This window comes from Streptomyces sp. NPDC030840, from assembly GCF_055572015.1.
In genome coordinates this window covers 590,067-615,580 of record NZ_JBVIEE010000002.1, presented here as the reverse complement: position 1 = coordinate 615,580, position 25,514 = coordinate 590,067, and the positions used below count along the sequence as shown (strand labels likewise).

The window sequence follows — 25,514 nt, the reverse complement described above, 5'->3', positions numbered from 1 at the left end:
GGTGCCGCCGGAGAAGTCCCGGGGGAGAAAGGAAAATGATGAGAAGAGGTTGCACGCAACGCCGGAAGGCGGAAGGAAGTCCTCACCGGAAATGGCGTGCGAAGCCCACCGTCTGCACAGGCAGAGGAAAGAGCTGGGCGCAGGAACCGACTGCGGATCGCGGCGCGGGAGAGCCGCGTTCGTCAGCGCGTACGACGGCCGACGGCACAGATGGCGCTGGCCTGACGTCGCAGGTCGACGTGCAGACGCGCGGCGAGGTTCCGGGACTTGCGCATAGCCATGAGAGTCGCAGCGAAATCAGGTCAGGTCAATGTCGTTCGCGTGGGCGTCTCACATTCTGAATCAGCTGACATGCGGGCGAAGTACGGCGTTCACAATTGTCCGGACGGCAGGCATGGTGAATTCACCCGTGCCACCCTTGCCCGGTTGCCGCGAGAGATCGGGGAAACGTCATGTGTGCGGCCATGCTCTTTCCTGTTGACCCGGGGCCCGGGTCGGCCCGTAGTCGTCAGGCAGGCAGGATGAACGGCGGGTGCGCGCCGTTGAGGAAGTAGTCCCCCACATCGCGGAGCCGGTGGGCGACGGGCTCGTACAGGGTGTGGGTCCGGGCATTGCGCCAGAAGCGGTCGAAGCCCAGGCGCGACGAGGCCGAGTGGGCGCCGACGATGTCGAGGGCGCGGGCGGTGGACTCCTGCGCGGCCCTGGAGGCGGCGGCTTCGGCCATGGCCACGAGGACGGCGATGTCGGCGCACTCGTCGTAGGTGAGGTCCTCGCCGCGCGCCAGCCCGCCGTGCACGGCCTCCAGTGCCTGATCGGCCAGTGCGGACGCGGAGCGGGTGAGGACGGTGAGTTCCCCGTAGGCGGTCAGCACCTGCGGGTCCTGAAGAGAGCCGAGGGGCCAGGCGGGGTGCGAGGAGGAGCGGCCCGCCCGGCTGTACTCCCGGGCTTCGGCGAGGACTCCTTCGGCCATGCCGAGACGGAGCTGTACGGAGAGGAGACGCCCTACGGGCGATACCAGAGCGGCCAGGGGGGACAGGAGATCCTCGTCCGCGGACAGGGAGCCGAGTACGTCGTCGGCGGCGACTGGCAGAGCATCGAACTCCACGCTCCCGCCGGCCGCGAGCCGCTGGCCGAAGGTGTCGGCGTCGTCGTCGATTCGCACGCCGCGCTGGGTGGGGTCGACGACGACGGCGAGCGGTTCGCCGGTGCCGGCCCGCACGGCACGCACGGCGAGGCGGTCGGCGACCAGAACTCCGGTGGCGTGGCTCTGCCGGCCGTCGAGCACCTGGCCGCCACCTGCCCTGCTCAGGGTCGGCAGGGATTCCTGAGGGGCGAAACCACCACCCCAGCACCACTGTTCCGCCGCGGACCGCCCCTCGACCCGGGCGGCGAGGGAGGGTTCGGTGAAGAACCGGGCGCACCACGACAGGAAGTAGTGGCAGCCGAGCAGTTGGGCGATCGCGCCGTCGGCCGCGGCGATCTCCCGGACCACGGAGTAAGCGGTGGGCCAGTCCCCGCCGCCGCCACCGGACCCGGCCGGTATGAGGAGCGTCAGCAGTCCCGCCTCACGCAGCCGGGACACCTCGTCGAACGGGGCCTTGCCCGCCTGCTCCCGTGCCACCGCGTCCGTGGCCAGGTCGTCCGCCGTCTCGCGGGCCACGCGCAGCCAGTGCGCACGGCCGGGCCCGGTGCGGCCGGATTCCGACGTGGGGCCGGACGGCGCGGTGGCAACGCCCATGGAAGCGGTCTCCTCGAGGTCAACGGCACGGTGGGGTGGGGGAGTTCTCTTGCTGGTCGGGCACGTACTTGTAGCCCACGCGCCGCACGGTGACGATCCGGTGCCGGTGGGCGGTGCCCAGTTTGCGGCGCAGGCGTGCGATGTGGACGTCGACGGTGCGGCCGTCGCCGATGTGGTCGTAGCCCCATATGTGGACCATCAGCCGCTCGCGCGAGTGCACCTGGTGGGGATGCAGCACGAGATGGGCCAGCAGTGCGAACTCCAGGTAGGTGAGGTCGAGTTCGACACCGTCCACTTCGGCCACATGCCGCGCGGGATCGATACGGACGGTGTCGCCTCCCGCGTGCGGCGCGGTAGGCGGGGCCGTGGAGGCGACCGGCCGGATCTCCGGCCGTGGTACGTCCTCGGCGAAGAGCCGGTTGGGGTCGGTGCCCTCGGGGACGAGCACGAGGTAGCCGACGAGGGGAGCGGAACCGTGTCCCTCGGCGCCGTCCTGCGCGCTGTCCCCCACGAGGCGGAGATGGCGCATGTCGGAAGGCGCCGCAGGGGATGGGGTGGCCGGGCCCGGAAGTGCCGTGGTCATGGCGGGTCGTCCTTCGGAAGTACGTGAGGCCGTCAGGCGCTGTGAGGTGGGTTCGCCTGATCACCTGGGAGGAGAGAGAAGGAACCGAGTGGCGCGCGCACCGTGTCAGCCGCGTGCCCTACGCACGACAGCAGGCGGCGCTGACGACGTGACCGAAGTCGACATGCCGACGGCGAACGAGTCGCTGCTGAGTGTGGGGCATGTGCATCATCCTGCGCACCCCGCCGGGAGGGCGTCAACACTTCCCCAGTAAATCGATCGGAAATATAGGGAACGCCACACCGCGGGTGGGCTCACCAGTGGACCAGTGGGGCGGCGACCATCAGCAGCCTGCCTGGTCGGCGTCGGCGGGCGCGCCTCCGGGCAAGGGCGGGACCCCGTCAGCCGTGCGAGTTCCTGAGCAACTGGGATCTGACCTCGTTCTTGAGGACTTTGCCGACCTTGGAGCGGGGCAGGTCGGGCCATACCTCGATCTGCTTGGGAGCCTTGCCGCTTCCGATCCGGGCCTTGACGAAGGTGTGCAGTGCGGAGTCGGTGACGCTCGTGGCGCTCGCCCCGGCGTGGAGCTGAACGACCGCGGTCACGCGTTCGCCCCACGTGTCGTCCGGCAGCCCGACGACCGCGCAGTCCTGGACGGCGGGGTGTTGCATCACCGCCTGTTCGACCTCGGTGGAGTACACGTTGAATCCGCCGGTGATGACTTCGCGACGAGGGTGGCCTACGCCTCCGCCCGTACGAGCCTGCGCGAGATCGCGCGGAACTCCGGGTTCTCGCACGGCGTCCCGCACTACTACTTCCCGACAAGGTGGAGCTGATCACCTACTGCGTGCGGCAGTGCAAGGCGGAGTGCGTCACCCGCTACGACCAGATCGTCATCACCGCCGGCTCGGCCGAGGAGTTCAAGGAGGGCTTCGCCGAGGCGATGGCCGCCACCCTGCCGCGCCGATGCAACAGGCGCTGCTCAGACACCTGACCGGTCACGACAGCGCGGCCGCCGACCTGCGGACGGGCGTGGAACGGCTCCTGGACCAGCTGGTCGTTCACCCCTGAGCAGGCGGGAGCAGCGACGCGCACGCGGCCCGCGAGGGCGGCCGGCTCCACCTGGCCGTCGAGGCCGGGGATCTCCGGGCCGCGCGTGCGAACCGGCAAGAGCGGCCCGCTGAGTGTCAGGGCACAGCGGGCCGCGGTCGGTGAGGCCGGTCACCAGGACCGGGCGCGTGGTGATCAGGTGTCGGCAGGTTCCGGGTGCGTCTCGCTCATCCTGATGAGCCGCTCCAGTACCTCGTGCGGAACGGGCCGGGGAAGGAACCCGGCGAACTGACGCATCGCCATGGACGACAGCGGGAGCAGCGCGTCGGCGTTCCCGTCCGCGTTCCCCTCCGCGTCCGCGCCGGACTCGTCCAGGGGGAGCCCGGACGACAGCGCCGCTGCCAGGGCGGGGCCGACGGTCGGGTGGCCGAACCACTCGCTGATGGGGGAGTCGAGGGTGAGCGGCGGCCGCGGCAGGACGTCGCCCGCCAGGTCGAGGGTGGCGGTGGCGACCACGTCGTGGGCGTTGTCGGCGAGCTGCACCTGGTACTGCCCGGCGGCGACGGTCCAGTCGTCCCGGGTGGTGTCCCAGTAGGCGAAGGCGCGGCGGTCGAGGGCGATCTCGACGGTCGTGCTCTCTCCCGGGTCGAGCGCGACCTTGGCGAAGCCGCGCAGTTCCCGGGCCGGGCTGCTGACCGGGCGTTTCGGCGCGGCGACGTACACCTGCACCACGTGCTTGCCGGAGCGCTCGCCGGTGTTGGTGACCGTGACGCTCGCCGTGGCGGTGTCCGGGCCGGTGGGTGTGACCTGGAAGCCGGTCTGTTCGAAGGTGGTGTAGCTCAGTCCGTGGCCGAAGGGGTGGCGGACTGCGACGTCGGCGGTCTCGTAGTAGCGGTAGCCGACCATGACGCCCTCGCCGTATCGGACGTGGCCCTGCTCGCCGGGGAAGTTCAGGAAGGACGGGGTGTCCGCGAGCCGGAACGGGATGGTTTCGGCGAGTCGACCCGACGGGTTGACCCGGCCGGTGAGCACGTCGGCGATCGCGCCGCCGCCCGCCTGTCCGGGCAGCCACGCCTCCACCACGGCGTCCACGTCGTCGTGCCAGTCCTCCAGGCTCACCACGCCACCGTTGAGGAGCACGACGACCGTACGTCGGGCGACACGGGCAACCGATCGCACCAACTCCACCTGGGTAGCCGGTAGTTGGAGATGGTCGCGATCGAATCCCTCGGACTCGTCCGCCTGGCGCAGGCCGATCACCAGGACGGCGGTGTCCGCCCGGCCCGCGAGGGCGACGGCCTCCTCGCGCAGGCGCCCGGCGTCCGCGGACCCGGCGATGTCATAACCCTGCGCGAAGTCGACCCGTGCCTCGGCCAGCAGGGCCCGCAGTTCCTCCAGGGGGCTGTCGACGCGGGTGGCGTTGACGTGCGAGCTGCCGCCGCCCTGGTAACGCGGGGCCGTGGCGAACTCGCCGATGACGGCGAGGTAGCCGGTGGGAGCGAGTGGCAGGGTCTGACGGCGGTTCCTCAGCAGCACCAGAGAGTCGGCGGCGACCTCGCGGGCCAGCTGGTGGTGCGCGTCGAAGTCCACCGTCACGGGGCCGGCCTGGGAGCCAACCCGCTCGGCCAGGCCACGCAGCCGGGCCACGGCGGTGTCGACGACGGTCTCCTCGAGCTCGCCGGAGCGGACGGCGGCGGCGACCTCCGCGCCGGTCTCGCGGTGGGTACCGGGCATCTCCAGGTCGGTGCCGGCGAGCAGCGCGGCGACGCGGTTGTTGACGGCGCCCCAGTCGGAGACGACCAGGCCGTCGAAGCCCCACTCCTCGCGGAGCACCTCGGTGAGCAGCCACCGGCTCTCGGCCGCGTAGGTGCCGTTGACCTTGTTGTAGGCGCACATGACGGTCGCCGGGCGGGCCTGGACCACGATCCGCTCGAACGCCGGGAGGTAGATCTCCCGCAGCGTGCGCTCGTCGACGTCGGCGCTGACCCGCATCCGTTCCGTCTCCTGGTTGTTGGCCGCGAAGTGCTTGACCGACGCGCCCACGCCCCGGCTCTGCACCCCGGCCACATGCGCCGTCCCCAGCACGCCGCTGAGCAGCGGGTCCTCGGAGAAGTACTCGAAGTTGCGGCCGCACAGCGGCGAGCGCTTGATGTTGACGCCGGGACCCAGCAGGACGTCCACTCCGAGCGCCCGTGCCTCGCGGCCGAGCGCCTCTCCCACCCGGCCGATCAGTTCCGGGTCCCAGCTGGAGGCCAGCGCGACCGCGGGCGGGAAACAGGTCGCCGGATGACTGCCGTGGAGGTCGAGGGCGCCGGAGTCCGGGCGCGGGCGCCGGAGACCGTGCGGACCGTCACTCAGGACGAGTGAGGCGATCCCCGCCCGTTCGGCGGGCCGGGTCGTCCACATGTCCCGGCCCGAGAGCAGTGCGGTCTTCTCCTCCAGGCTCAGCTCGGCTGCGCCGTGATCGTGGCTGTTCGCCATGGTACGGATCCTTGGGTGGGTGAGGGGTGCGGGATGGTTGCCGTCGCGCACCGGACGGGCACCGAGGCCGTCCGGCAGCGTCGCCGGCCAGGGTGAAGTCCACGAGCCGGTGCCCTGACGCAGGATCAGGCGTTGCCGTCCGGACCCGAGTTCGCCGATGACCTGTGGGGAGTACCAGCCTTCGGGCGGGAGGAACCGTCCGCCGGCCGCGGTGGACCGGCCGGACCGCAGTCGACTGGCTCCACCTCGCCCGGAGGTCCTGTCCCGTCCCGGGAACTCGCCGCTGTCCCCAGCCTCTGCGGACGCTTTGACTGCTCCGCTACGTGGTGACGGGCGATTCGTCCGCGGCGTTCGCGACGAACCTCTCGGCTGCCGCCGCGTCGACACCCAGCGAGGACAGCACCCCGGCACCGTCCTCCTCCTCCAGCAGCCCCAGCAGAACATGACCGGTGCCGACCCTGTCGTGGTCGAGCCGCAGGGCCGTCCGGAAGGTCAGTTCGAGCGCCTTCTTGGCGCGGGCGTCGTAGGGGATCAGCACGGGATCGGCGTCGCTGCGCTCCGGCAGGGCCGCCACCACGGTGTCCCGCGCCTGGCCGAGGTCGATGCCCTGCGCCCGCAGGGCGTCGACCGCGGTTCCCTCGGTCCCGAGCAGGCCGAGGACGATGTGCGCGGGGACGATCTCGGCGTTGCCGGCCAGCTTGGCCTCGTTCATGCCGCCGATGATCGCGCTGCGGGCGATCGGGGAGAACTTCTCGAAACCGTGCGACGGGCCGGCGTCGGCCTTGCCGACGAAGCGCTTCTGCGCGGCCTGCCTGGTGACGCCCATGCTGCGGCCGATGTCGGTCCAGGACGCGCCGGAGCGACGGGCCTGGTCGACGAAGTGACCGATGAGATGGTCGGCGACCTCGCCGATGTGGTCGGCCAGCAGCACCGCGCTGGCCAGCTGGTCGAGGGCGTGGGCGTGGTTGCTGGTGATCGCCGTGATCAGGTCGTCGAGCCTGACCGGCGGAGTAATCTGCGTCATGGTGTCAACCTTAGGTTGTCAGTCCAGGCCTTTGTCAACCCCGAGTTGACACTCCTTACCGCCGGCACGCACGCCACCCACGTTGCCGGACGCCTCCGGTCGGGGCCCCATGTCCGTTTGCCGTGTGTGCAGGTGGGGGACTCGGCGCCCATGACCACAACGCCACGTCGCCGTCGGGCGAAGCAGAACCGTGTGCTGTGGCTCCTGGACCGTCTGGAACGGGCGTCCTGGGCCGACCCGGTGATCGACAACCTTCGGACGGGCGTACGCTCCCTGCCGCTGGGGCGCGGACGTGACCTGCTGCACGGCAGGTGGCTGGGGCACCCCGTGCATCCGCTGATGGTGCAGGTACCGATCGGGAGCTGGCTGTCCGCCGCCGTGCTGGACACGCGGCCCGGCCGCTCCCGCGAGGCGGGTCTGCTCGTCGGGGTCGGGCTGGCCGCCGCGGCGCCCTCCGCGCTCGCGGGCGCCGTCGACTGGGCGGACCTGCACCGTGAGCAGGCGCGGGTGGGGCTGGTGCACGCCATGGCGAACTGGACGGCCGTGGGACTGTACGCGACGTCACTCGCCCTGCGTCTGCGGGGGCGGACGGGCGCCGGCCGGGCCTGCGGCTTCCTGGGGCTGGCAGCGGTCGGGGCCGGCGGCATGCTGGGCGGCCACCTGGCCTACCGCCAGGCGTCCGGCGCGAACCACGCGGAAGAGGTCCCGCACGTCGTCCGGGACCGCTGGCACCGGATCGGTGCCGTGGCCGACCTCCCGGCCGAGCAGCCCGTGCGGCGCCTCGTGGACGACGTGCCGGTCCTGGTGGTCCGCGAAACGGGTGGGACGATCCACGCGCTGGCCGAACGGTGCAGCCACCTGGCCGGACCGCTGTCCGAGGGCACGATCGCCGACGGGTGCGTCCAGTGTCCGTGGCACGGCAGCGTCTTCCGGCTCTCGGACGGCTGGAACGTACGCGGCCCCGCCACCGCACCACAGCCCGCCTTCGACACCCGGATCGTCGACGGTCATGTCGAGGTGCGCCTGCGCCGGTACGGCCGGGAGACGGACGGCGAGTGGAGCGCGAGCGGAGCGCACAGGGCCCATGGACACGCCGGCTGACGGTCGCCCGGCACGACGAGCGCACGGGTATCCGCGGCGCACCCGGCGGGAACCAAACCACTCGCTGGGGCGCCGCTACCACACGCTTCTGGGCGTCCGTGGCTGACACCGGGGAGGGCGAGGGCCACCTGGCGGGCGGTGTCCTGAAGCCGGTCGCCGGCCGCGCTCACCGGGCCGCCCGCGTGCCGTTGCCGTAGGTGTGCGGGTCGATGGGCTGCTCTGCCTTGGGCAGGTTGGCGACGACGAGCAGGTAGGACTCGGTGACGAGTTCCTCGACCAGCTTCCTGTCGACGCGCTGTCCGCCTTTTCGCCCGGCATCGCCCCCGCCGACGCGACGGCCGGCACGGGGCGTGGTGACACGTACGGACGGTTCGTGGACGCCCTGGAGCTGCGCTTCCGCGAACTGCACTGGGCCGCGGACTACGCCGGGCTGCTCGGCTGCTCGGGCCGCACCCTCAGCCGCGCCGCCCGGGACGCCACCGGCAAGGGGGCGCGGGAGCTCATCGACGAGCGGCGGCTGCTCGAAGCCCGGCGCCTGCTGGGAAGTGCCCAGTGGGACGCCCGGGCTGTGGCCGCCCACCTCGGCTTCACCGATCCCTCGAACTTCGGCCGCTTCTTCCGCGACCGCACCGGTCTCACGCCGGCCGCGTCCGCGGCCACCACCGACCCGTGAGCGGGGCGGCCGGAACGTGTCGGACGCTGTCCATGGCCGCCCGCGCGGCCCGGGTCGGCCGACGCCGGGTGCAGGTGGCCAGCGTCTCCAGGTAGCGGGCCCCTTCGGCGTACCGCACGTCGAGGGCGGCGAGGACTTGCCCGAGCCGGCAGCGCCGGCGCGCGACCAGCTTGCCCCGCGGCACCCTGACGTCGACGTCCTCCAGGTTGTTGCTCACGCTGCCCCCGTGCACCTTGATCACACCCGGCGGGAAGGCCGGGCCGAGCCGGCCTTCCCGGTTCGACGGCTTGCCCACGGTTCCGGGCATGCCGCGGGCCGACTGGCTCTGACCGGCGCAGACCAGGATGTGGATGTCTTCAGTCGTCGAGCAGCACCACGTGCTTGCCCGGGGGCGTGCCGGACTCGATGCCGGCCTGGGCGTCGCGCACCTGCTCCAGACCTCGGTGGATTTGCGCGACGGGGGCCTTGAGCCGGCCGTCGGCGATGGCCTGGAGCTGCTGCTGGAACACCTGGGCGGGCAGGTCGGTGGCCTCGCCCGCGTAGCTGGTCACCGCACCCCGTTGGGGATCATGAACGGGGCGAAGTCGGGGATCGTCCACTGGCCCGCCAAGGCGCCGGTGAAGCAGACGGTGCCGTGCCCGCACACGCATCCGAAGGTGTCCGGCAGGACTGTGCAGCCCACCAGTTCCAGCGCGGCGTCCACGCCATTCGGCGCGATGTCCGGCCATCCGAACCACGGAACGAGGAACATGAGCAGCTCCGCGACGACCAGGTCCCTCGATCCCGAACTCCGCGCTACCCATCGCCAGCAGCACCCTCGATGCCGTCCGGGTGCAGCCGGAGGTCGTGAGGGAAGTCGACATCGACGTCGCCCGCGACAGCGCCGGACGGTGGCGGCACCCGGCCCGCCCCCACCGCATCCGCGCGGACGCCGACGTCCAAGAGGTGCCACTGTCCGGCGAAGGCTGCGCCCTGCCCTGAGTCGACGCCAGGCCGTGGTCGGCTCCGAGGTCGGGCCGAACCAGGCGGGCATGGCGATCGCCGGACTGCTCGCCTCGCCCGCGGTGCACCTCCGTGGTGCGATGGAAAGAGGGGCGGGCCGCCGTGGCCGTGCAGTTGGCCTCCCGGGTGAGCGCCCGCTCCCACGTCGGAGGGAAAGAGCGATGATCCCACCAGCAGCGGAGCGCAAGAGTGGCGCGGCCCCGGTATCAGTCCGCCCGCTGGGGGAGGCGGACCTGGATCGGGCCGATGAGATCTGCAGGATCGCTTTCGGGACCTTCCTGGGGGTACCTGATCCGTTCGGGACCGTCGACTATGTCCGTACGCGCTGGGCGGCCGATCCGCGGGCGGCGTTCGCGGCCACGGTCGAGGATGAAGTGGTCGGATCGAACTTCGCCGCCGACTGGGGCAGCGTCGCCTTCTTCGGACCACTGACCGTACGCCCGGATCTGTGGGACCAAGGCATCGGCAGGCGCCTGATGGAGCCGGTCATCGACTGCTTCGACGCCTGGGGGAATCGCCACCTCGGCCTGTTCACCTTCGCGCACAGTCCCAAGCATCTTGAGCTGTACCGCCGGTACGGTTTCTGGCCTCGATTCCTCACAGCCATCATGAAGAAGCAGGTCACGGACGGCGCCGCGGTCCCCGGCCGGGTGCTCTATGGCGAACTGCCCGCTACCGAGCGGCCTGACGCGCTGAGTCTGTGTGGCGCACTGACCGGAGCCGTGTACGAGGGCCTGAACCTGGAACGCGAGATCGTGGCCGCGCAGGCGCAGGGACTCGGTGACACCATCCTGCTCCATGGCGCCGGCTCCGAGCTCGACGGCCTGGCCGTCTGCCACTGCGGGGCCGGGTCGGAGGCGGGCGTGGACGTGTGCTTGGTCAAATTCGGCGCCGTACGTCCTGGTCCGGGGGCCGCCGACCGGTTCGAGCGACTGCTCGACGCATGCGAGCGGCTGGCCGCCGAGCGCGGGCTGGGGCAACTGGACGCCGGCATGAACCTGGGTCGCCCGGATGCCTACCGGCGCATGATCGACCGTGGTTTCCGCACCTGGTTGCAGGGCGTGACCATGCACAGGCCCAACGAACCCGGGTACAGCCACCACGACGCGTATGTGATCGACGACTGGCGCTGAGACCACCGCCGCGCTCGGCCAGGCAGCAAGGCCGGAACCCGTGAAGCCGGCCGACCGCGGCAGCCGCGGTGAGCTGCTGGCGCAGGTGCAGGTAGCAGCGCAGCCGTACGCCGGGCTGACCGGCGTCCCATGTCGTCTGCTCCGCTGTGGCCGTCGCCCACCGGTCGGCGAGCAGTTGCTGGAAAGCAAACCTGGAAAGCAAGCCTGGAAAGCAGGCGCGGTGGCGTCGTCGGCCGCCGCGACGCGACGACGAGCAGGCCCGGCTCGCTCACGTGCGTCTGGTGGATCGGGCCCGGGGTCGTCGTGGACGCGGCCGTACACGCGGCCGCGCAGCAGCTGCTCATCGTCGCCGTTCATGCCGTTCATGCCGTGCAGCGGGGCACGCGGGCACCGCAGTCCGGACAGGGCCCCGTCACCTCGTCTTCGGCGGGCGCAGCAGGACGACCGCCATGGCGGCGGTGATGAATCCTGAGATCCCTCAGCGGGCAGGCCACCCCTTCCGGACATGCTGTACGACGGCACCGTCACGTGCGTGCCGGGCCGGTGGGCGGTGCCTCCCGAGCCAGCAGGCCAGTGCGCAACTCGAGCGGGGTCGCGCCGTGCCACCGGCGCACCGCCCGCCGAAGCGCACTCATGTCGGCGAACCCCGCCTGACGTGTGATGTCACGGAGCGTCAGTTCAGGCCGCCGCAGCAGCTGTTCGACCCGTTCGCGGCGCACTCCGTCGACGATCGCCTCGTACGTGGTGCCGCACTCGGCGAGGCGACGGCGCAGGGTGCGCTCGCTGGACGCGTGCCTGCGAGCCTGCTCGACGAACGACGGGACGACGGGAAGGCTCTGCGCGATGGAGATCTCCAGCACCTCGAGGAGGTCCTGCTGGCCGCGCCGTGACGCCATCTCCGTATCCAGCAGCTGCAGCACCGACGCGTAGGTGATGGGATCTCGCCCCGGCATCGCCGCACGGACCCACCGGGCGGGGATGACCATGCGGTTGCCGGCGGCTTCGAATCGCAGTGGGCAGCGGAACAGTTCGTCGAACGGGCGCCTGTCGCGCGGGGCGGGGAAGGCGAACTCCACTGCCTCCGGGGCGAACGAGGCACCGACGTTCAGACGGATGAGCGTGACGACGCTGGAGTACGCCTCCTCGATCAGGAAGACGGCGACCGTCGGATCCAGTGCGGGGTCCGGCAGGTCCGCGCGCAGCACGTAGCCGGCGTCCTCCCAGCGGGCCGACCACACCGTCATCGCTCCGGAGAGGTTCTGATAGCGCACCCCCGTCTCGATGGCGTCCTGCTGAGTGTCGGCGGCCATCACGGCGAAGCCGAGCAGTCCCCACGCGGTGAGGTGCTGCGCCGCGCCCACGCGCAGACCCAGGTGCTCGTCACCGGTCAGCTCCACCGCCTGGCGGATGACGTCACTGCCCTGCCGGTAGGAGACCCGGAGCGCGGCGGAGCCCATCACCGCCGGGTCCAGCCCGACCCGGCTGAGCAGCGGCTGCAGGTCGGCACCGTACTCGTCGGCGACCCGGACGAGGTAGCGCAGGATGTTCGGCGCGATGGTGGCCGAGGTGCTGCGGCTGGTTCCCGGGGCGGGGGCATCGGGCATCGCGTTCCTTCTCACCAGGGCGTTCTCGCCTCACTGTAGGCGGCCGGGTCCCGCCTGTCGCGGGCGTGGCCGCCAGACCTCAGAAAGTGTTCGAGCCGGAGCCGGGCCCCTGAGGGCAGCCTGGGGCGGCAAGCGCCTGGCCGCTCAGGCCCCCTCTTTGACCGCGTGGACCAGTTCCCACTGAACGGCCGATGAATAAGTTCTCTTCAGCCCTTCGGAAATGGGACCGCGAACAGTTGGAAAAAGGATCGGTTCATGGGAAAAGGCCAGTACGACACGTGTGTGATCGGAGCGGGACCTGCCGGGCTGGCGGTCGCCAGAGCGCTGACGGAGCGGAAACTGCCGTACACGCACCTTGAGCGGCACACGGGGCCCGGCGGCATCTGGGACATCGACAACCCCGGCAGCCCGATGTACGAGTCGGCCCATTTCATTTCCAGCAAGACCCTCTCGGGCTTCGGAGGTTTTCCCATGCCCGACGAATTCGCCGACTATCCACCGCACCGGCAGATCCTCGCGTACCTGAGGTCGTTCGCCGACGCCTACCAGCTGACGGAGCGCATCCAGTTCGGCGTCGAGGTCGAAAGCGTCGAGAAGAACGCGGACGGCACCTGGGTGGTCACCCGGACCGACGGACAGCGAACCGTGCACGGCCAGGTCGTGGTGTGCACGGGCGCCCAGTGGCATCCCAACGTCCCTGATCTGCCGGGGAACTTCACTGGCGAGGTCCGCCACACGGCCGGCTACCGCAGCGCGGACGAACTGCGCGGCAAGCGGGTCCTGGTCGTGGGAGCCGGGAACTCCGGCTGTGACATCGCCTGCGACGCGGCACGGAGTGCGGACCACGCGGTGATCAGCATGCGCCGCGGGTACTGGTTCATCCCGAAGCACCTCTTCGGGCGGCCGGTGGACACCATCGCGGCCGGCGGGCCGCATCTGCCGATGTGGCTGGCGCAGCGCGTCTTCGGCACCCTCCTGCGCATCCTCAACGGCGATCCGACGCGCCTGGGCCTGCAGAAACCGGACCACAAGCTCTTCGAGACCCACCCGGCGATCAACTCCATGCTGATGCACCACCTCCAGCACGGAGACCTCACCGCCAAACCGGGGATCGCCCGCACCGAGGGCAGGACGGTCCGTTTCACCGACGGCACCCGCGACGACTTCGACCTGATCCTGCTGGCCACCGGCTACGTCCACAAGGTGCCGGTCGCGCAGAAGTACTTCGGCGACGAGCAGCACCCCGACCTGTACCTGTCGTCGTTCTCCCGCGAGCACCAGGGACTGTTCGGCGTCGGCTTCGTCGAGACCAACTCCGGCGCGTACCGGCTCTTCGACACGCAGGCCCAGCTGATCGCCGGGTACATCCACGACGCGGGACACAAGCTGCCGAACGCCGAGCGGTTCGCCCGCATGATCCGTACCGATCGCCCGGACCTGTCCGGCGGCATCACATTCGTCGACTCGCCCCGGCACACCGGCTACGTCGAAAGCGGTGCCATCGTGAAGCACCTCGCCAAGGTCGCGGCTGAGATGGGGTGGCGCACCGAGGGCCAGCCGCCGCCCGCGCGGTCCCTGCGGCACGCCCGGGCGATGTCATGAGCGGCTTCGACTTCCACGACAAGGTCATGATGGTGACCGGCGGCGCAGGGGGCATCGGCAGCGCGCTGTGCGGTCGCTTCGCCGCCGGGGGCGCCCGCTGCGTCGTCGTCGACCTCGACGAGGCCCGCGCCAAGCAGGTCGCCGCCGCGCTTCCCGGCGCCGGCCACACCGCCATCGGCTGCGACCTGACGGACCGGGCCCGGGTGGAGCACCTTTTCGATCAGGTCGCCCGCGCGTACGGCCGCCTCGACGTGCTCGTCAACAACGTGGGGATGACCAGCGCCGAACGCTTCGACGTGCGCAGCGTCGAGAGCATCGAGCAGGAGATCACCGTCAACCTGACCTCGCCGCTGGTCGCCACCAGGATCGCGATCCCCCTGCTGCGAGCCTCCCGGGACGGCCGCGTGGTCACCACCGTCTCCCTCGGCGGGATCTTCCCGCTGGGCGAGACCCCGGTCTACACGGCCTCGAAGTTCGGGCTCCGCGGGGCGATGCTCGCCATCGGGCTCGACCTGAGGAGCAAGGGCATCCTGGCCGGGTCGGTGCTGCCGTCCGCGACCGACACCCGGATGCTGCGCCAGGAGGCCGTGGAAGGCGGGAACTCCCTGCAGTTCCAGGAACCACCGCAGCAGCCCGCCGATGTCGTGTCGGCGGTGGTGAGCCTGCTCGACAAGCCGCGCCTTGAGGCATACCCCCGGGCCGGTGAGTCCCGCCTGGTCCGCCTCGCGATGCTGGCGCCGAACCTGTTGCCGAGGCTGTTCCCGCTGTTCCGCAAACGTGGTGAGCGGGGCATGGCCCGCTACCTCGAGGAACTGCGCCGCCGCGGACTGGCACGCGAGGCCGACGGACACTGGGAACTGGCGGAGGAGAAATGACCACCAGTGGAAGCCGCACCACGATGGGCGTCGTCAACCCCACCACCGGGGAACTGATCACCACCGTGCCCGCCGCGAGCGCCGAAGACGTCGCCAAGGCCGCTGAGCGGGCCCGGCAGGTGTTCGCGTCCGGCGTGTGGTCGCGGCTGCGGGTGCGGGAGCGCAGCGGCGTGCTGCTGCGGCTCGCCGACCTGATGGAACGCGACACCGGGATCCTGGCCCGGCTGGACAGCGAGGACGCGGGGAAGCCGATCACGGAGTGTCTCACCGGCGACGTGCCCGGTGCTGTCGAGTCGATCCGCTGGTTCGCCGAAGCGGCCGACAAGGTGTTCGGCAGGATCGCGCCCGGCGGACGGGACGGCCTGGGCCTGATGAGCCGCGAACCGGTCGGGGTGGCGGCGGCGATCCTGCCCTGGAACTACCCGCTGGCCATGACCGCGTGGAAGGTCGGGCCCGCCCTGGCCGCGGGCAACTGCCTGCTGGTCAAGCCCGCCGAGGCGACCCCGCGCTCGGCCCTGCACCTGGCCGAACTCGCCGCGGAGGCCGGCCTGCCCGAGGGTGTCCTCACGGTCCTGACCGGCCACGGCTCCGTCACCGGCGCCGCCCTGGCCCGCAGCCCCGTCGTGGGCGCCCTGTCGTTCACCGGCTCCACCGGGACGGGGCGCCGCATCCTCAAGGACGCGGCCGACAGCAACTTCAAGCGCGTCTCGCTGGAGATGGGCGGCAAGAGCCCCCAGGTGCTGATGGCCGACGCGCTCACCTACGGGGACGAACTCATCGACCACATGATCGAGGCCGCGTTCCTGACGATGGGGCAGAACTGCACCGCCGGTTCCCGCGTCCTGGTCCACGACAGCATCGCCGACGAGGTCCTTGAGCGGTTCACGACCGCCGCGAAGCGCCTGGTCATCGGCGACCCCGCGGACCCGCGCACCCAGGTGGGGCCACTCATCGACCGGGCGGCCTTCGAACGGGTCGCGGCGGCGGTGGAAGCCGCCCGGGCCAAGGGAGCCCGCATCCACACCGGAGGTCTGCCGCACGGCCTGCCGCCGCACGGGTCCTACTACCCGCCCACCGTGATCACCCACGCGCCCGAAGGCAGCGACGTACTCACCAAGGAACTGTTCGGCCCCGTCGCCACCGTCCAGACCTTTGCCTCCGAAGAGGAGGCGGTGCACCTGGCGAACGCCACCGAATACGGGCTTGCCGCCTCGGTGTGGACCCGTGACCTCGACGCCGCACTCCGGTTGGCACGCGGCGTCCAGGCCGGCGTGGTCTCCGTCAACGCCTACAGCGAGGGCGACATCACCACACCGTTCGGCGGCTGGAAACAGTCCGGATTCGGCGGCGTGGAGAAATCGACCAACGCCTTCGAGCAGTGGACCCGGGAGAAGACCGTCTGGATCCGCGCCCGCTGATCCCGTCGGGCCACTGACGCCGGCCGTGCCCCGGTGCACGCACGAGGGCGCAGCCGGCCTGATGCCGCGTCACGCCATGAGGTGGTCGCCAAGAGTTGACCTTGTCACTAGGGGCGCTGCGCGTCCTGATCGGACCGCGGCCGGCACTGCTCGCAGATTCCTGTGAGTTCCACGGTGTGCTCCACCTCGGAGAACCCCGTGTCCGCGGCCACGTCGTCGGCCCAGCGCTCGACCGCTCCCGCTTCCACGGCACGACTGAGCCCGCAGCGCCGGCAGACGAGATAGTGCCGGTGACCGTCGGTGGGCCGCGGGCGGTAGAGCCGTTCCCCGGACATCTCCCGTATGACGTCGACGCGTCCGTCCCGCTCCAGCATCCGAAGGGTCCGGTACACCGTGGTGAGCCCCACAGCGGCGCCCCCGGCGGAGAGCGCCTCGTGCAGCTCCCGCGCGGAGACGAAGCCGGGGGAGTCGCGTAACACGCGCAGCACGGCGGTCCGTTGCCGTGTCGAACGCCAGATCGGCGATCGTTCCTCGGTCGATGAACCGTGCATGCCGCATACCTCCCGCGATGCTGGTACCGACTCGCCACGCCAGGCGAGTCGAACACGATGTCCATGACTACGGTGACGCGGTCGGCCGGCCTCACTCCTCGATGGCGTCGATTCGCGGTGAGCGCATCTTCCGGAGCGAGACGGACGGCGTCCCCTCGCTCAGTGCGTCCGGGCCGGCGCCGTCCCGGACCGGCAGGGGGGCCGGGGCAGCGGCCGGGGGCAGTCCGACGACCTGCTGTTCGTCACCCTCGCCCGGATACGAGCGGACGGCTTCGGTGGTGAAGAAGTACGGGCCCCGGCTCGGGAGGTCACGGTGTGGCCCAGTCCGCGTCTGTCACCGAAGCGGCGATCGCCGTCCGGTGCGGGGTGTCCCTGGAGAAGGCACGGCGCAGGACGATCGCATCGGGCAGGCCGAGGTCGAACCGGCGTGTGCGGCCCTTGTCGAGGCGCTCGTACCGTGCGTCGAGCCCGGTCCCGGCCTCGACGACCGCTCCGGTGGGGTGGGTGCCGGGGATGCCGGCGACCCACCGGCCGAACAGGCCGGTGCGCAGCACCGCATCGGTCGGACTCGGCAGGCCGCCGAAGCCGGGGGAACAGGCCGTCGAAACCGGGGGAAGTCGTGGTCGGTCGGGGCGACGATCCCCTTCGCCGCGTGACGCGCGGGACGGCGTCGGGCTCCCGGCTGTCCACCGCGTGCCCGTACGACGGGATCAGCAAGGTCTCCTGGGCCGCGCCCAGCCGTTCACCGTGCTCCGTCATGCCGGCCTCCCGATCCGGTGTCCGTGGTCAGGGGACGTACCGGGCCGGGCGGTGCCGTGGCTGCGTCCACCGCCCGGCCCGGAGCCTTCAGGGGCGTGCCACGAGTTCGGGCTGTTCGTGGTCGCAGGTGTCGTCGATGCCGTAGGTGTCCCAGGCGGGGAACGGATCCTCGGCGGGCGGGTTCTCGCCGTCCGCCATCAGGCAGTCGGTGAGCGCGGCGTGGAGCGCCTCGGCCTTCAGGTGCGTCCCGATGAAGACCAGCTCCTGGCCTGCCGGGCTGTCGGTGTCGCGGGCGGCGGAGGGCTCGAAACGGGCGACGGAGCCGGCCTGCGACCACAGCCCCGTCACGTGCGCGCGTCCGGCCAGGGTGAAGAAGCCCTTGGAGCGCAGGATGTGCCCGTGGCCGCCGCTGTCCATCTCCTCGGTCACGAACCGCCACAACCGCCCGGGATGGAAGGGCAGTTCGGCGCGGAAGACGGTGGAGGAGATACCGTACTCCTCGGTCTCCGGTACATGGTCGCCGTTGAGCTCCATGACCCAGCCGGGGGCCTGCTGGGCGCGCTCCAGGTCGAACAGCCGGGTGCCGAGTACGTCCTTGAGCTCCACGCGGCCGTGGACGGCGGGCACGATCCGCGCCATCGGGTTGAGGCGTGTGAGCGTCGCCCGCAGCCGCTCGGCGTCGGCGTCGTCGACCAGGTCGAGCTTGTTGAGCACGATGACGTCGGCGAACTCGACCTGGTCCATCAGCAGGTCGCTGACGGTGCGTTCGTCGTCCTCGTACTGGTCGAGGCCACGCTCGGCGAGCTCGTCACCGCTGGTCAGTTCGGGCAGGAAGTTGGCCGCGTCGACGACCGTGACCATGGTGTCCAGGCGTGCGAGATCGCCGAGGGTGGCGCCGTCGTCGCGGGTGAAGGCGAAGGTGGCCGCGACCGGCATGGGCTCGGAAATGCCGCTGGACTCGATGAGGAGGTAGTCGAAGCGGCCCTCGCGGGCCAGCCGGTCGACCTCCTCCAGCAGATCGTCGCGGAGCGTGCAGCAGATGCAGCCGTTGGTCATCTCGACCAGGCGTTCCTCGGTCCGCGACAGCGCGGCCTCGCCGCCGCGCACCAGCGCCGCGTCGATGTTGACCTCGCTCATGTCGTTCACGATGACCGCGACGCGCAGCCCCTCACGGTTGCCGAGCACGTGGTTGAGCAGCGTGGTCTTCCCCGCCCCGAGGAAGCCGGACAGAACGGTCACCGGCAGCCGGTCGTGCGTCATCCTCGTCCCCCTCAGCTCTCCGGCCGCAGCAGGACCGGAACCGGCGTCGGCAAGGTGGCCTTCCGCAGCGCGTGGCGGTGACGGGTGCTGCCGGGGGGCGTCTTCCACTGGGGGACGGCCATGGTTCTCCTCCTCGGGTGGGGCGAGGAAGAAGCTACATGAAAATGGATCCCATTACTAACGCGAGGGTGGCGGTCGGTCGGTGCTCGGCGGTCGGGTCGGGCGGTGGGCGTGCGGCGGGTGGGGGTCGGCGGGCTGTTGTGCGGAAACGGCGACGGTCACCCCGCGAAGGCCGGGCGGCCGTGGCGTCGTGGCCGTGATGGCTATTCCTGTGCGTGCCGGATGGCGTCCAGCACGATGTGCGCCACGTGGTCGTCGGTGAGGCTGTACTGCGTTTCCCTGGCCCGGCGGCGGGCGGTGACGCTCCGGGAGGTCCGCAGGACCCGCAGGTGCTGGGAGGCCAGTGGCTGGCTGACGCCCAGTGCGGTCACCGGTTCGTGGACGTACTTCCCGCCGCCGGCCAGTTCGCGCACGGTGCCGAGGCGCACCGGTGAGGCCAGGGCGCGCAGCAACTCGCCGGCCGCCATACAGCGATTCCCGCATGTGTCTGGCGCTCGTCTGTCGTCGAGCGCCACGCGGATCCTCCCTGCCGGCAGGTCACCGGTGGACCAAACGGTGGTAATGGTTTGCGGATGATCGGACTTCGCGGGCGGGATGCCGCAACGACCGTCACGGGCAGACGGCCGAGGGGTGTCCGGCCGGCGGGTGGGCCGGCCGGCGGCCGGCGCATCGCGATGACGGCATGACTGTCGCCGCACTGCCGGACCGCGCCCAGGCATTCCCTCGGGCCCGGCAGTTCCTCGATCTGCGCCGAGCAACGCCGTACACGCCCGCGAGGACGGCGAGGGCCGGCCCCGGCGCCCCTGGCGCGCCCGACCCCTCACCGCGGTTCGTCCTGCAGGCCGTGTCCAGTCCTCGGTCGCTTGACGCCCTGTTCGGCCTGTGCTGGGACGTGGCCTTCGGCGGGTGGCTCCGCGGTGGCCGGCGCAGGTGCGGTCTCCTGGGCTACGGCGCGGGCGCGGTCCCTGGGCTACGGCGTGGGCGCGGTCCCTGGGCTACGGCGTGGGCGCGGTCCCTGGGCTACGGCGCGGGCGGCCAGGGCCCTTTACCGCCCCGCGGGGTCACCTTCGGCCTCGTCGGTCCGCGTGCGCAGTATCACGTGGCCGCCGTGATGCAGAGGCGTGCCCAGCTTGAGACAGGCTGCCTCGCTGCCCGTTCGGGCATCGAAGAGGTGAACCTCGCCGTGACCGCCCCGGGTGACGGCGATCCAGTCCGAGCCCGGTGACGCCGCCACCGCCCGGCGCTGTACGCCCTCCCACGGAGTGCCGTCGCGGCGGGGTGCGCCGTCCATGGCGGGGAGGGGGACGCGGTGGGTGGTCCTGCCGTCGGCGTCCAGCAGGATCAGTTCGTCCCCGTCCGGGTGGATGCGGGTGAAGGCGGTGTGGTCCTTGGCGAGGGCGAGCCGGAAGACCAGCCCTGGGCCGAGCTCTGTCAGGGTCGTACGGCCGGTGTCCAGGTCGTGGCGCCAGGCCTGGTTCGTCCACTCCGGCCACCGAGGGGGGTCCGCCGGGCCGCCCCGTAGTGTCGACCACAGGGCCGGCCGCCGCGTGTCGAGCCGCAGATACCAGCCCCGTGCGGGCGCGCCCCACGGGATCACCGGCTGCGCGACGAGTGCGTCGCCCTTCCGGCGCGCCCGGTGCACACCCCCGCCGGTGGCCGCGAACACCTGACAGAGGGCCGGGACCTGGGCGTCCCCGTGCCCGTCGTCCGGCAGCGGAAGGTGTGCGTGGGGCGTCGCCGTCGGGCAGCCGGGCGGCGCGCCGAGCAGGTCGGCGAACCGGTGGACGGCCAGGGCGCCGGGCTCCCTGTGCCGCAGGACGACGAGGGGGTCTCCGCCCCCCAGTACGCTCACCCCCGGCTCGCCCACGCGCGTGCGCACCCGGGCCGCGTCTCCCGTGGCCAGGTCGACGACTGTCAGCAGATCGGACCACGGCTCGCCGTTCTCGCCCAGGCCCGTCGTGACGGCCACCCAACGGCCGGACGGGTCCACGGCGAGGTGCTCGGCCGGCACGGCGACCGGAATGGCGTCCTCCACCAGCTCGTGGCCGAACGGGTCGAGCACCAGCAACTCACCCCTGCGGTCGTCGACGCAGGCCACCCGGCCGCCGGGCAGCGCCAGGAACCCGGCGTGCTCGGAGAGATGGCGGCCCGTGAGGCGGCCCGTCTCGGTGCCGTCCGGCACGGTCAGCACATGGACGGATCCGCCCACGTGGTCGGAGACGAGCAGCAGTGGACCGACGGTCATCGGTGCCTCCCTCGCTAAAAAGGGGTCAGTTGAAAACGATTATCATGTATGTTCGACGGGTCTGAGGACCATCAAGGAAGAAGCGAGGGCAATCGATGCTGCGCTCACCGTCGAGATTCGTCCGAAGCGGCCTCGCCGCAGCGGTAGTGGGGTCGGTCCTGGTCGGATGCGGAGCGTCCACCGAACCCGCCGGCGAGCAGAACGCCGCGGCCGCGGCCGGTCCGAAGACCGCCGTCACCGTCGAACCCATCAAGGCCACGCGGGAGTTGACAGACGCGGGCGGCGTCAAGATCTCCCTGAAGGACGAACCGAAGCGCATCGTGTGCCTCTTCGCGCTCTGCGACGACATCCTGACCGAGCTCGGCATCGTCCCCACGGCCACGAACAGCGCACTGCTCGCCCACCCCGACTTCCTGGGCGAGGAGAAGGCCAAGGACGTCGACGTCATTCCCGGCGGTTTCATCGCTCCCGAGGTGGAGGCGATCCTCTCCCACAAGCCTGACCTCGTGATCGGCCTCGAGGACACCCACGGCAAGCTCGCCCCGGCGCTGAAGGGCGCGACCACGTTCTGGCCCATGCAGCCGGAGACCTGGCAGGACAGTGTGGGTTACCTGCGTGATGCCGCCGCGCTCACCGGCCGTACCGCCGAGGGCGAGAAGGCCGAGAAGGCCTTCCGCGCCAAGCTCGCCAAGGCCGAGCAGGCCAGGAGCGACAAGACGGCGCTCGTCATCTACGGCAGTGACGAGAACTTCGGCGTCGCCACCCCGGAGACGGATGTGGTCGCCGGCCTGTTCCCCAAGCTGGCCGACTATCCCTGGAAGTCGCGTGGCGTGGAGGGAAGTCACAGCCTTGAGGAGATCCTCGCGGCGGACGTCGACGTGATCTTCTCCGAGACGATCAGCTTCGGCGAGACGGACGGCAAGCTGTCCGAGAAGCTGGCCGAGAACCCGCTGTGGGGGAAGATCCCGGCCGTGCGGAACGGGGAGGTCCACGAGGTCGACTCCGAGGTCTGGGCCAAGGGGCGCGGCACGCGCTCGCTGGGAATCGTTCTCGACGAGGCCACGGCCGCGCTGCGGTGAGCGCGCCCCCTGCGACCAGGGCCGCGGCGTCCGACGTGACCGTGCGCCGCTGGAGGGCGGTACGGTCCGGGCGGCTGTGGCGACTCGCCTTGCCGGCCGTGCTGTTGCTGGTCGCCTCCGGCTGCGCACTGAGTCTGGGCACCCCCTATGTGCCGCTGTACCGGTTGCCCGGGGCGCTGGGGGAGGCCGACGCCACGCTCGCCGGGATCGTCGTCACCGAACTCCGCGTGCCCCGGCTGGTCCTGGCGCTGGTCGCCGGGGCCTGTCTGGGGGCCGCGGGGCTGGTGCTGCAGGAGGCGCTGCGCAATCCCCTCGCCATCCCCGAGATGCTGGGGGTTTCGTCGGGAGCCGCGCTCGGGGTCGCCGCACCCCTGGTGCTGGCGGTGTCCATCCCGGCCGCCGTCCAGCCGCTCATGGCGATCGGCGGGGCCGTGCTCGGCGGCGGACTCACCCTGTTCGCGGCCGGGTTGGGGCGCAGTCCGTCCGCCGTGCTGCTCACCGGGGCCGCGGTCGCCGCCGCGTTGCAGGCGGCGCTGCTCGTGCTCATGGTGATGGCGGACCAGCTCGACCTCCAGCTGATCTACCGGTACCTGCTCGGCTCGCTCTCCGCCCGCACCTGGGACGACGTCACCGGGCTGTGGCCATGGCTGCTCGTCGCGGCGCCCGCGCTCGTGCTGTGCGCACCGGTGCTCTCGGTGCTGCGGCTGGGGGACGAGGACGCCGAGGCACTGGGCGTCCGGGCGCAGCGGGCACGGTTGGCCGCGCTGGCCATCGCTGTCGTGCTCATCGCGCCCGTGACGGCCGTGTGCGGGCCGGTGGCGTGGGTCGGCTTCCTCGCCCCGCACCTGGCGCGACGGCTCAACCCCGCCGCGGACGCGGTGCGTTGGCTGCCCTGGTCGGCTGCGTGGGGTGCGGTCGTGGTGGCCGTCGCCGACCTTCCGGCCCGGCTGGCCCTGGCGCCCGTCGAGACACCGGTTGGCGCCTGGACGGCCCTGCTCGGTGTGCCGGCCGGAGTCGCCCTGCTCCGGTCGGGCAGGCGGAGGCCGGTTGCTCCGCGCCCCGCGGCGGTCTCCGGTGTCCCGCGCTCCGAGCTGTCGGGTTCGCGGGGCAGGGAACCTTCCCCGGAGGCCCGCGGGCATGACCAACGGCAAAGGCCCGATGCGCCGACGGGAACGGGGGAGGCCCGGTGAGCCGGCGTGTGGGGGCGCTCACCGCGCTCGTCGTCGTGTGTGCCTGCGCCGAACTGCTGGCGGGGCGTGGTATGTCCCCGGCCCTGGTCTGGGACGTTCTCGGCGGAGGCGGCGACGCGACGGAACGGCACATCGTGTTCCAACTCCGGCTGCCCCGGATGCTGGTGGCCCTCGGTGCGGGCGCGTGTCTCGGCGTCGCGGGCCTGGTCCTGCAGTCCGCTCTGCGCAACCCGCTCGCCGGACCCGAGGTCACGGGTGTGACGCCGGGCGCCGTGCTCGGGGCCGTCACCGCGACCGGCCTCGGCCTCGCGGGGTGGGAATCGCCCCTGGCCGTGGTCGTCGCCGCGTGCGTGGGGGGCTGCGCGGGGGCCGCGCTGCTGTGGTCGCTCGCCGGACGCGGCCGGGGCGACCCGGCACAGACCGCCCTGCACGGGGTCCTCGTCTCGGCGGTGCTCGGCGGACTCACCGCCATGGTGCTGCTGGTCGCGCCGGGCGAGTTGGGCAGCGTCGTCCAGTGGCTCGTCGGCACGACCGAGGGCAGGGTGTGGCAGCACTGGCACCTGCTGTGGCCCTGGGCGCTGGTCTGGGGAGCGGCGGCATGGCTGCTCGCCGGGCCGCTGACCCTGTTGCGCTGCGGGGACGAACTCGCCACCGCCGCAGGGCTGTCCGCTCGACGGGCCCGCACCCTCGCCCTGCTGTGCGCGGTCGCGCTGACGGCGGGCGCGGTGGCCGCCGTGGGCGCGCTGGGGTTCGTCGGGCTGCTCGTACCGCATGTCGCCGTGGCCGTGTTCGGCGCGGACCTGCGGTTGTCGCTCCCCGGCGCCGCCCTGGTGGGCGCTGCCGTGGTGTGCGGGTCGGACGCGGCGGCGCAGCTGCTGTCACGGCTGCTGGCGGCCGCCCTCGACTTCGGGCGGCTCACGCTGCCGGTCGGGGCACTCACCACCTGCCTCGGGGCCGTGCTGCTGCTGGTCGTCGTGCGTCGCGCGCCGAACCGAACGTTCTGATGTCGACGGAGGGAAGCATGACCGAGTCCGTGGGGATCCGCGTCGAGGGGGTCCGCTTCGGCTACCCCGGCCGCCCGGTGCTGCGCGGCGTCGACATGACCGTCGCGCCGGGCGAACTGACCGCCCTCATCGGGCTCAACGGCTGCGGCAAGTCAACCCTGTTGCGGCTGGCGGCCGGGCTGCTGCGGCCGGACGAGGGACGCGTCCTGCTCGGCGGGGACGACCTGGCCCGGCTCTCCCGGCGCGCCACCGCCCGGCGTGTCGCGCTGCTGCACCAGTCGGCCCCGGCCGTCCCCGGCATGACCGTACGGCAGCTCGTCCGGCAGGGACGGTACGCGGCCCGGGGGCCGCTCGGCATGCTGCGCGAGGGCGACGACCCCGTGGTGCGGCGTGCCCTGCGCGACGTCGGCGTGGAGCGGTGGGCAGAGCGCGACGTCGACGCGCTGTCCGGGGGCGAGCGGCAGCGGGTGCGGCTCGCGATGGCACTCGCCCAGGACACCCGCGTCCTGCTGCTCGACGAGCCGACCACGTACCTGGACCTGCATCACCAGCTCGACGTGCTGCAGACCGTGGTGCGGCTGCGCGAGGAACGCGGTCTCACCGTCGTGATGGTGCTGCACGACCTGGCGCACGCCGCCCGGTTCGCCGAGCGGATCGTGGCGCTGCGGGACGGCCGCGTGGTGGCCGACGGGGCGCCGAAGGAGGTGGTCACGCCCGGACTGCTGGCGGATGTCCTCCAGGTGGCGGGCCGGGTCGGTCAGGACCCCGAGGGCGGTTGGCCGGTGTGTTACCCGGATCACCCTCTTCAAGGACTAGTAAATGATAATCATATTCATTAAGGTCGCTGGTGCGGCGCTCACCAGAACGCCGCACCTCCCTTGCGGATAAGGAGAGTTCATGGAGAACGAGCAGGTCTTCGCGCCGATCGCCGACCAGGGCCAGCTGGCCCACGCCTCGGCCACCCACTCCAACGCGCTCGTCGAGAACCCCTTCGACGACACCGAGGAGTGAGCAAGGGATAACCGCCCTTGACCGTGGGCCCG

General features: G+C 71.7%; 27 protein-coding genes and 3 pseudogenes. 13 read left to right on the top strand and 17 right to left on the bottom strand.

What is annotated here, in order from left to right; translation table 11 throughout:
- Positions 1–182 precede the first annotated feature (182 nt).
- From ACZ49J_RS06800 to ACZ49J_RS06785, 4 genes are all read right to left on the bottom strand, one after another.
- Complete coding sequence (locus ACZ49J_RS06800) at positions 183–275, bottom strand: putative leader peptide (protein ID WP_467452163.1); 93 nt, start codon at positions 273–275, stop codon at positions 183–185.
- A 233-nt stretch (positions 276–508) separates the two neighbouring features.
- On the bottom strand, positions 509–1,738 hold the full coding sequence (locus ACZ49J_RS06795; RefSeq protein WP_467452162.1) for an acyl-CoA dehydrogenase family protein: 1,230 nt from the start codon (positions 1,736–1,738) through the stop codon (positions 509–511).
- A 19-nt stretch (positions 1,739–1,757) separates the two neighbouring features.
- A complete protein-coding gene (locus tag ACZ49J_RS06790) occupies positions 1,758–2,321 on the bottom strand; it encodes a winged helix-turn-helix domain-containing protein (protein WP_467452161.1) in 564 nt (187 codons plus the stop codon).
- Positions 2,322–2,701: 380 nt separating this feature from the next.
- A complete protein-coding gene (locus tag ACZ49J_RS06785; RefSeq protein WP_467452160.1) occupies positions 2,702–3,001 on the bottom strand; it encodes an AMP-binding enzyme in 300 nt (99 codons plus the stop codon).
- A 125-nt stretch (positions 3,002–3,126) separates the two neighbouring features.
- On the opposite strand from ACZ49J_RS06785, the gene ACZ49J_RS06780 reads away from it, so the two are divergent.
- Positions 3,127–3,294 (top strand): hypothetical protein, encoded by a 168-nt coding sequence (locus ACZ49J_RS06780; protein ID WP_467452159.1) that lies wholly within the window; start codon positions 3,127–3,129, stop codon positions 3,292–3,294.
- A gap of 251 nt (positions 3,295–3,545) precedes the next feature.
- Here the strand turns inward: ACZ49J_RS06780 and ACZ49J_RS06775 are convergent, their stop codons facing one another.
- Both ACZ49J_RS06775 and ACZ49J_RS06770 read right to left on the bottom strand, forming a co-directional pair.
- The gene (locus tag ACZ49J_RS06775) at positions 3,546–5,831 is read right to left on the bottom strand and encodes a glycoside hydrolase family 3 C-terminal domain-containing protein (protein WP_467452158.1); all 2,286 of its coding nucleotides are present in this window, start codon (positions 5,829–5,831) and stop codon (positions 3,546–3,548) included.
- A 319-nt stretch (positions 5,832–6,150) separates the two neighbouring features.
- The gene (locus ACZ49J_RS06770) at positions 6,151–6,855 is read right to left on the bottom strand and encodes a Clp protease N-terminal domain-containing protein (protein ID WP_467452157.1); all 705 of its coding nucleotides are present in this window, start codon (positions 6,853–6,855) and stop codon (positions 6,151–6,153) included.
- A 150-nt stretch (positions 6,856–7,005) separates the two neighbouring features.
- On the opposite strand from ACZ49J_RS06770, the gene ACZ49J_RS06765 reads away from it, so the two are divergent.
- Positions 7,006–7,956 (top strand): Rieske (2Fe-2S) protein, encoded by a 951-nt coding sequence (locus tag ACZ49J_RS06765; RefSeq protein WP_467452156.1) that lies wholly within the window; start codon positions 7,006–7,008, stop codon positions 7,954–7,956.
- 166 nt (positions 7,957–8,122) lie between these two features.
- Here the strand turns inward: ACZ49J_RS06765 and ACZ49J_RS06760 are convergent.
- Positions 8,123–8,263, bottom strand: a pseudogene (locus tag ACZ49J_RS06760) (MmcQ/YjbR family DNA-binding protein); the annotation flags it as partial.
- Between ACZ49J_RS06760 and ACZ49J_RS06755 the strand changes: the two are divergent.
- Positions 8,258–8,629: pseudogene (locus ACZ49J_RS06755) on the top strand (helix-turn-helix domain-containing protein); the annotation flags it as partial. The pseudogenes ACZ49J_RS06760 and ACZ49J_RS06755 overlap by 6 nt on opposite strands.
- On the opposite strand, the gene ACZ49J_RS06750 reads toward ACZ49J_RS06755, so the two are convergent.
- The 3 genes from ACZ49J_RS06750 to ACZ49J_RS06740 are packed head-to-tail and all read right to left on the bottom strand — an operon-like array spanning position 8,592 to position 9,380.
- Complete coding sequence (locus ACZ49J_RS06750; protein ID WP_467452154.1) at positions 8,592–8,936, bottom strand: hypothetical protein; 345 nt, start codon at positions 8,934–8,936, stop codon at positions 8,592–8,594. The pseudogene ACZ49J_RS06755 and the gene ACZ49J_RS06750 overlap by 38 nt on opposite strands.
- A gap of 49 nt (positions 8,937–8,985) precedes the next feature.
- The gene (locus ACZ49J_RS06745; protein ID WP_467452153.1) at positions 8,986–9,180 is read right to left on the bottom strand and encodes a hypothetical protein; all 195 of its coding nucleotides are present in this window, start codon (positions 9,178–9,180) and stop codon (positions 8,986–8,988) included.
- Positions 9,177–9,380 (bottom strand): hypothetical protein, encoded by a 204-nt coding sequence (locus ACZ49J_RS06740; protein WP_467452151.1) that lies wholly within the window; start codon positions 9,378–9,380, stop codon positions 9,177–9,179. Before ACZ49J_RS06740 ends, ACZ49J_RS06745 begins: the two co-directional genes overlap by 4 nt.
- Before the next feature lie 95 nt (positions 9,381–9,475).
- On the opposite strand from ACZ49J_RS06740, the gene ACZ49J_RS06735 reads away from it, so the two are divergent.
- Complete coding sequence (locus tag ACZ49J_RS06735) at positions 9,476–9,610, top strand: ATP-dependent DNA ligase (RefSeq protein WP_467452149.1); 135 nt, start codon at positions 9,476–9,478, stop codon at positions 9,608–9,610.
- A gap of 50 nt (positions 9,611–9,660) precedes the next feature.
- Entirely contained in the window at positions 9,661–10,764 is a 1,104-nt protein-coding gene (locus ACZ49J_RS06730; protein ID WP_467452148.1) for a GNAT family N-acetyltransferase, read from the top strand.
- 127 nt (positions 10,765–10,891) lie between these two features.
- Here ACZ49J_RS06730 and ACZ49J_RS06725 read toward each other — a convergent pair.
- Positions 10,892–10,966 (bottom strand): annotated as a pseudogene (locus ACZ49J_RS06725) (hypothetical protein); the annotation flags it as partial.
- Positions 10,967–11,288: 322 nt separating this feature from the next.
- Positions 11,289–12,368: an AraC family transcriptional regulator gene (locus ACZ49J_RS06720; protein WP_467452147.1), complete on the bottom strand. Its 1,080-nt coding sequence runs from the start codon at positions 12,366–12,368 to the stop codon at positions 11,289–11,291.
- Between the two features lie 255 nt (positions 12,369–12,623).
- Here ACZ49J_RS06720 and ACZ49J_RS06715 point away from each other — a divergent pair, with 255 nt between their 5' ends.
- From ACZ49J_RS06715 to ACZ49J_RS06705, 3 genes are read left to right on the top strand one after another with little or no spacing between them, the layout of a single operon-like run.
- The gene (locus tag ACZ49J_RS06715; RefSeq protein ID WP_467452146.1) at positions 12,624–13,970 is read left to right on the top strand and encodes a flavin-containing monooxygenase; all 1,347 of its coding nucleotides are present in this window, start codon (positions 12,624–12,626) and stop codon (positions 13,968–13,970) included.
- Positions 13,967–14,845, top strand: a complete 879-nt coding sequence (locus ACZ49J_RS06710; RefSeq protein WP_467452144.1) for an SDR family NAD(P)-dependent oxidoreductase — start codon at positions 13,967–13,969, stop codon at positions 14,843–14,845. The genes ACZ49J_RS06715 and ACZ49J_RS06710 overlap by 4 nt, the downstream gene beginning before the upstream one ends.
- On the top strand, positions 14,842–16,263 hold the full coding sequence (locus ACZ49J_RS06705) for an aldehyde dehydrogenase family protein (protein WP_467452143.1): 1,422 nt from the start codon (positions 14,842–14,844) through the stop codon (positions 16,261–16,263). Before ACZ49J_RS06710 ends, ACZ49J_RS06705 begins: the two co-directional genes overlap by 4 nt.
- A 107-nt stretch (positions 16,264–16,370) precedes the next feature.
- Here the strand turns inward: ACZ49J_RS06705 and ACZ49J_RS06700 are convergent, their stop codons facing one another.
- The 5 genes from ACZ49J_RS06700 to ACZ49J_RS06680 form a co-directional block, all read right to left on the bottom strand.
- Complete coding sequence (locus ACZ49J_RS06700; protein WP_467452142.1) at positions 16,371–16,814, bottom strand: Fur family transcriptional regulator; 444 nt, start codon at positions 16,812–16,814, stop codon at positions 16,371–16,373.
- A gap of 308 nt (positions 16,815–17,122) precedes the next feature.
- Positions 17,123–17,368: a hypothetical protein gene (locus tag ACZ49J_RS06695; protein WP_467452141.1), complete on the bottom strand. Its 246-nt coding sequence runs from the start codon at positions 17,366–17,368 to the stop codon at positions 17,123–17,125.
- Positions 17,369–17,660: 292 nt separating this feature from the next.
- Positions 17,661–18,833 carry a GTP-binding protein gene (locus tag ACZ49J_RS06690; RefSeq protein ID WP_467452140.1) on the bottom strand — a complete coding sequence of 391 codons (1,173 nt, stop codon included), beginning with the start codon at positions 18,831–18,833 and terminating at the stop codon, positions 17,661–17,663.
- 323 nt (positions 18,834–19,156) lie between these two features.
- On the bottom strand, positions 19,157–19,420 hold the full coding sequence (locus ACZ49J_RS06685; protein WP_467452139.1) for an ArsR/SmtB family transcription factor: 264 nt from the start codon (positions 19,418–19,420) through the stop codon (positions 19,157–19,159).
- 578 nt (positions 19,421–19,998) lie between these two features.
- Positions 19,999–21,198, bottom strand: a complete 1,200-nt coding sequence (locus ACZ49J_RS06680) for a YncE family protein (protein ID WP_467452138.1) — start codon at positions 21,196–21,198, stop codon at positions 19,999–20,001.
- Between the two features lie 95 nt (positions 21,199–21,293).
- Between ACZ49J_RS06680 and ACZ49J_RS06675 the strand changes: the two genes are divergently transcribed.
- The 5 genes from ACZ49J_RS06675 (at position 21,294) to amiA (ending at position 25,482) form a co-directional block, all read left to right on the top strand.
- Complete coding sequence (locus tag ACZ49J_RS06675) at positions 21,294–22,277, top strand: ABC transporter substrate-binding protein (protein ID WP_467452137.1); 984 nt, start codon at positions 21,294–21,296, stop codon at positions 22,275–22,277.
- 104 nt (positions 22,278–22,381) lie between these two features.
- Complete coding sequence (locus tag ACZ49J_RS06670; RefSeq protein ID WP_467452281.1) at positions 22,382–23,467, top strand: FecCD family ABC transporter permease; 1,086 nt, start codon at positions 22,382–22,384, stop codon at positions 23,465–23,467.
- Complete coding sequence (locus ACZ49J_RS06665; protein ID WP_467452136.1) at positions 23,464–24,471, top strand: FecCD family ABC transporter permease; 1,008 nt, start codon at positions 23,464–23,466, stop codon at positions 24,469–24,471. The genes ACZ49J_RS06670 and ACZ49J_RS06665 overlap by 4 nt, the downstream gene beginning before the upstream one ends.
- A gap of 17 nt (positions 24,472–24,488) precedes the next feature.
- Positions 24,489–25,310, top strand: a complete 822-nt coding sequence (locus ACZ49J_RS06660) for an ABC transporter ATP-binding protein (protein ID WP_467452135.1) — start codon at positions 24,489–24,491, stop codon at positions 25,308–25,310.
- A gap of 58 nt (positions 25,311–25,368) precedes the next feature.
- Positions 25,369–25,482: a streptamidine family RiPP gene (gene amiA / locus ACZ49J_RS06655; RefSeq protein ID WP_381027742.1), complete on the top strand. Its 114-nt coding sequence runs from the start codon at positions 25,369–25,371 to the stop codon at positions 25,480–25,482.
- Positions 25,483–25,514: the final 32 nt, after the last annotated feature.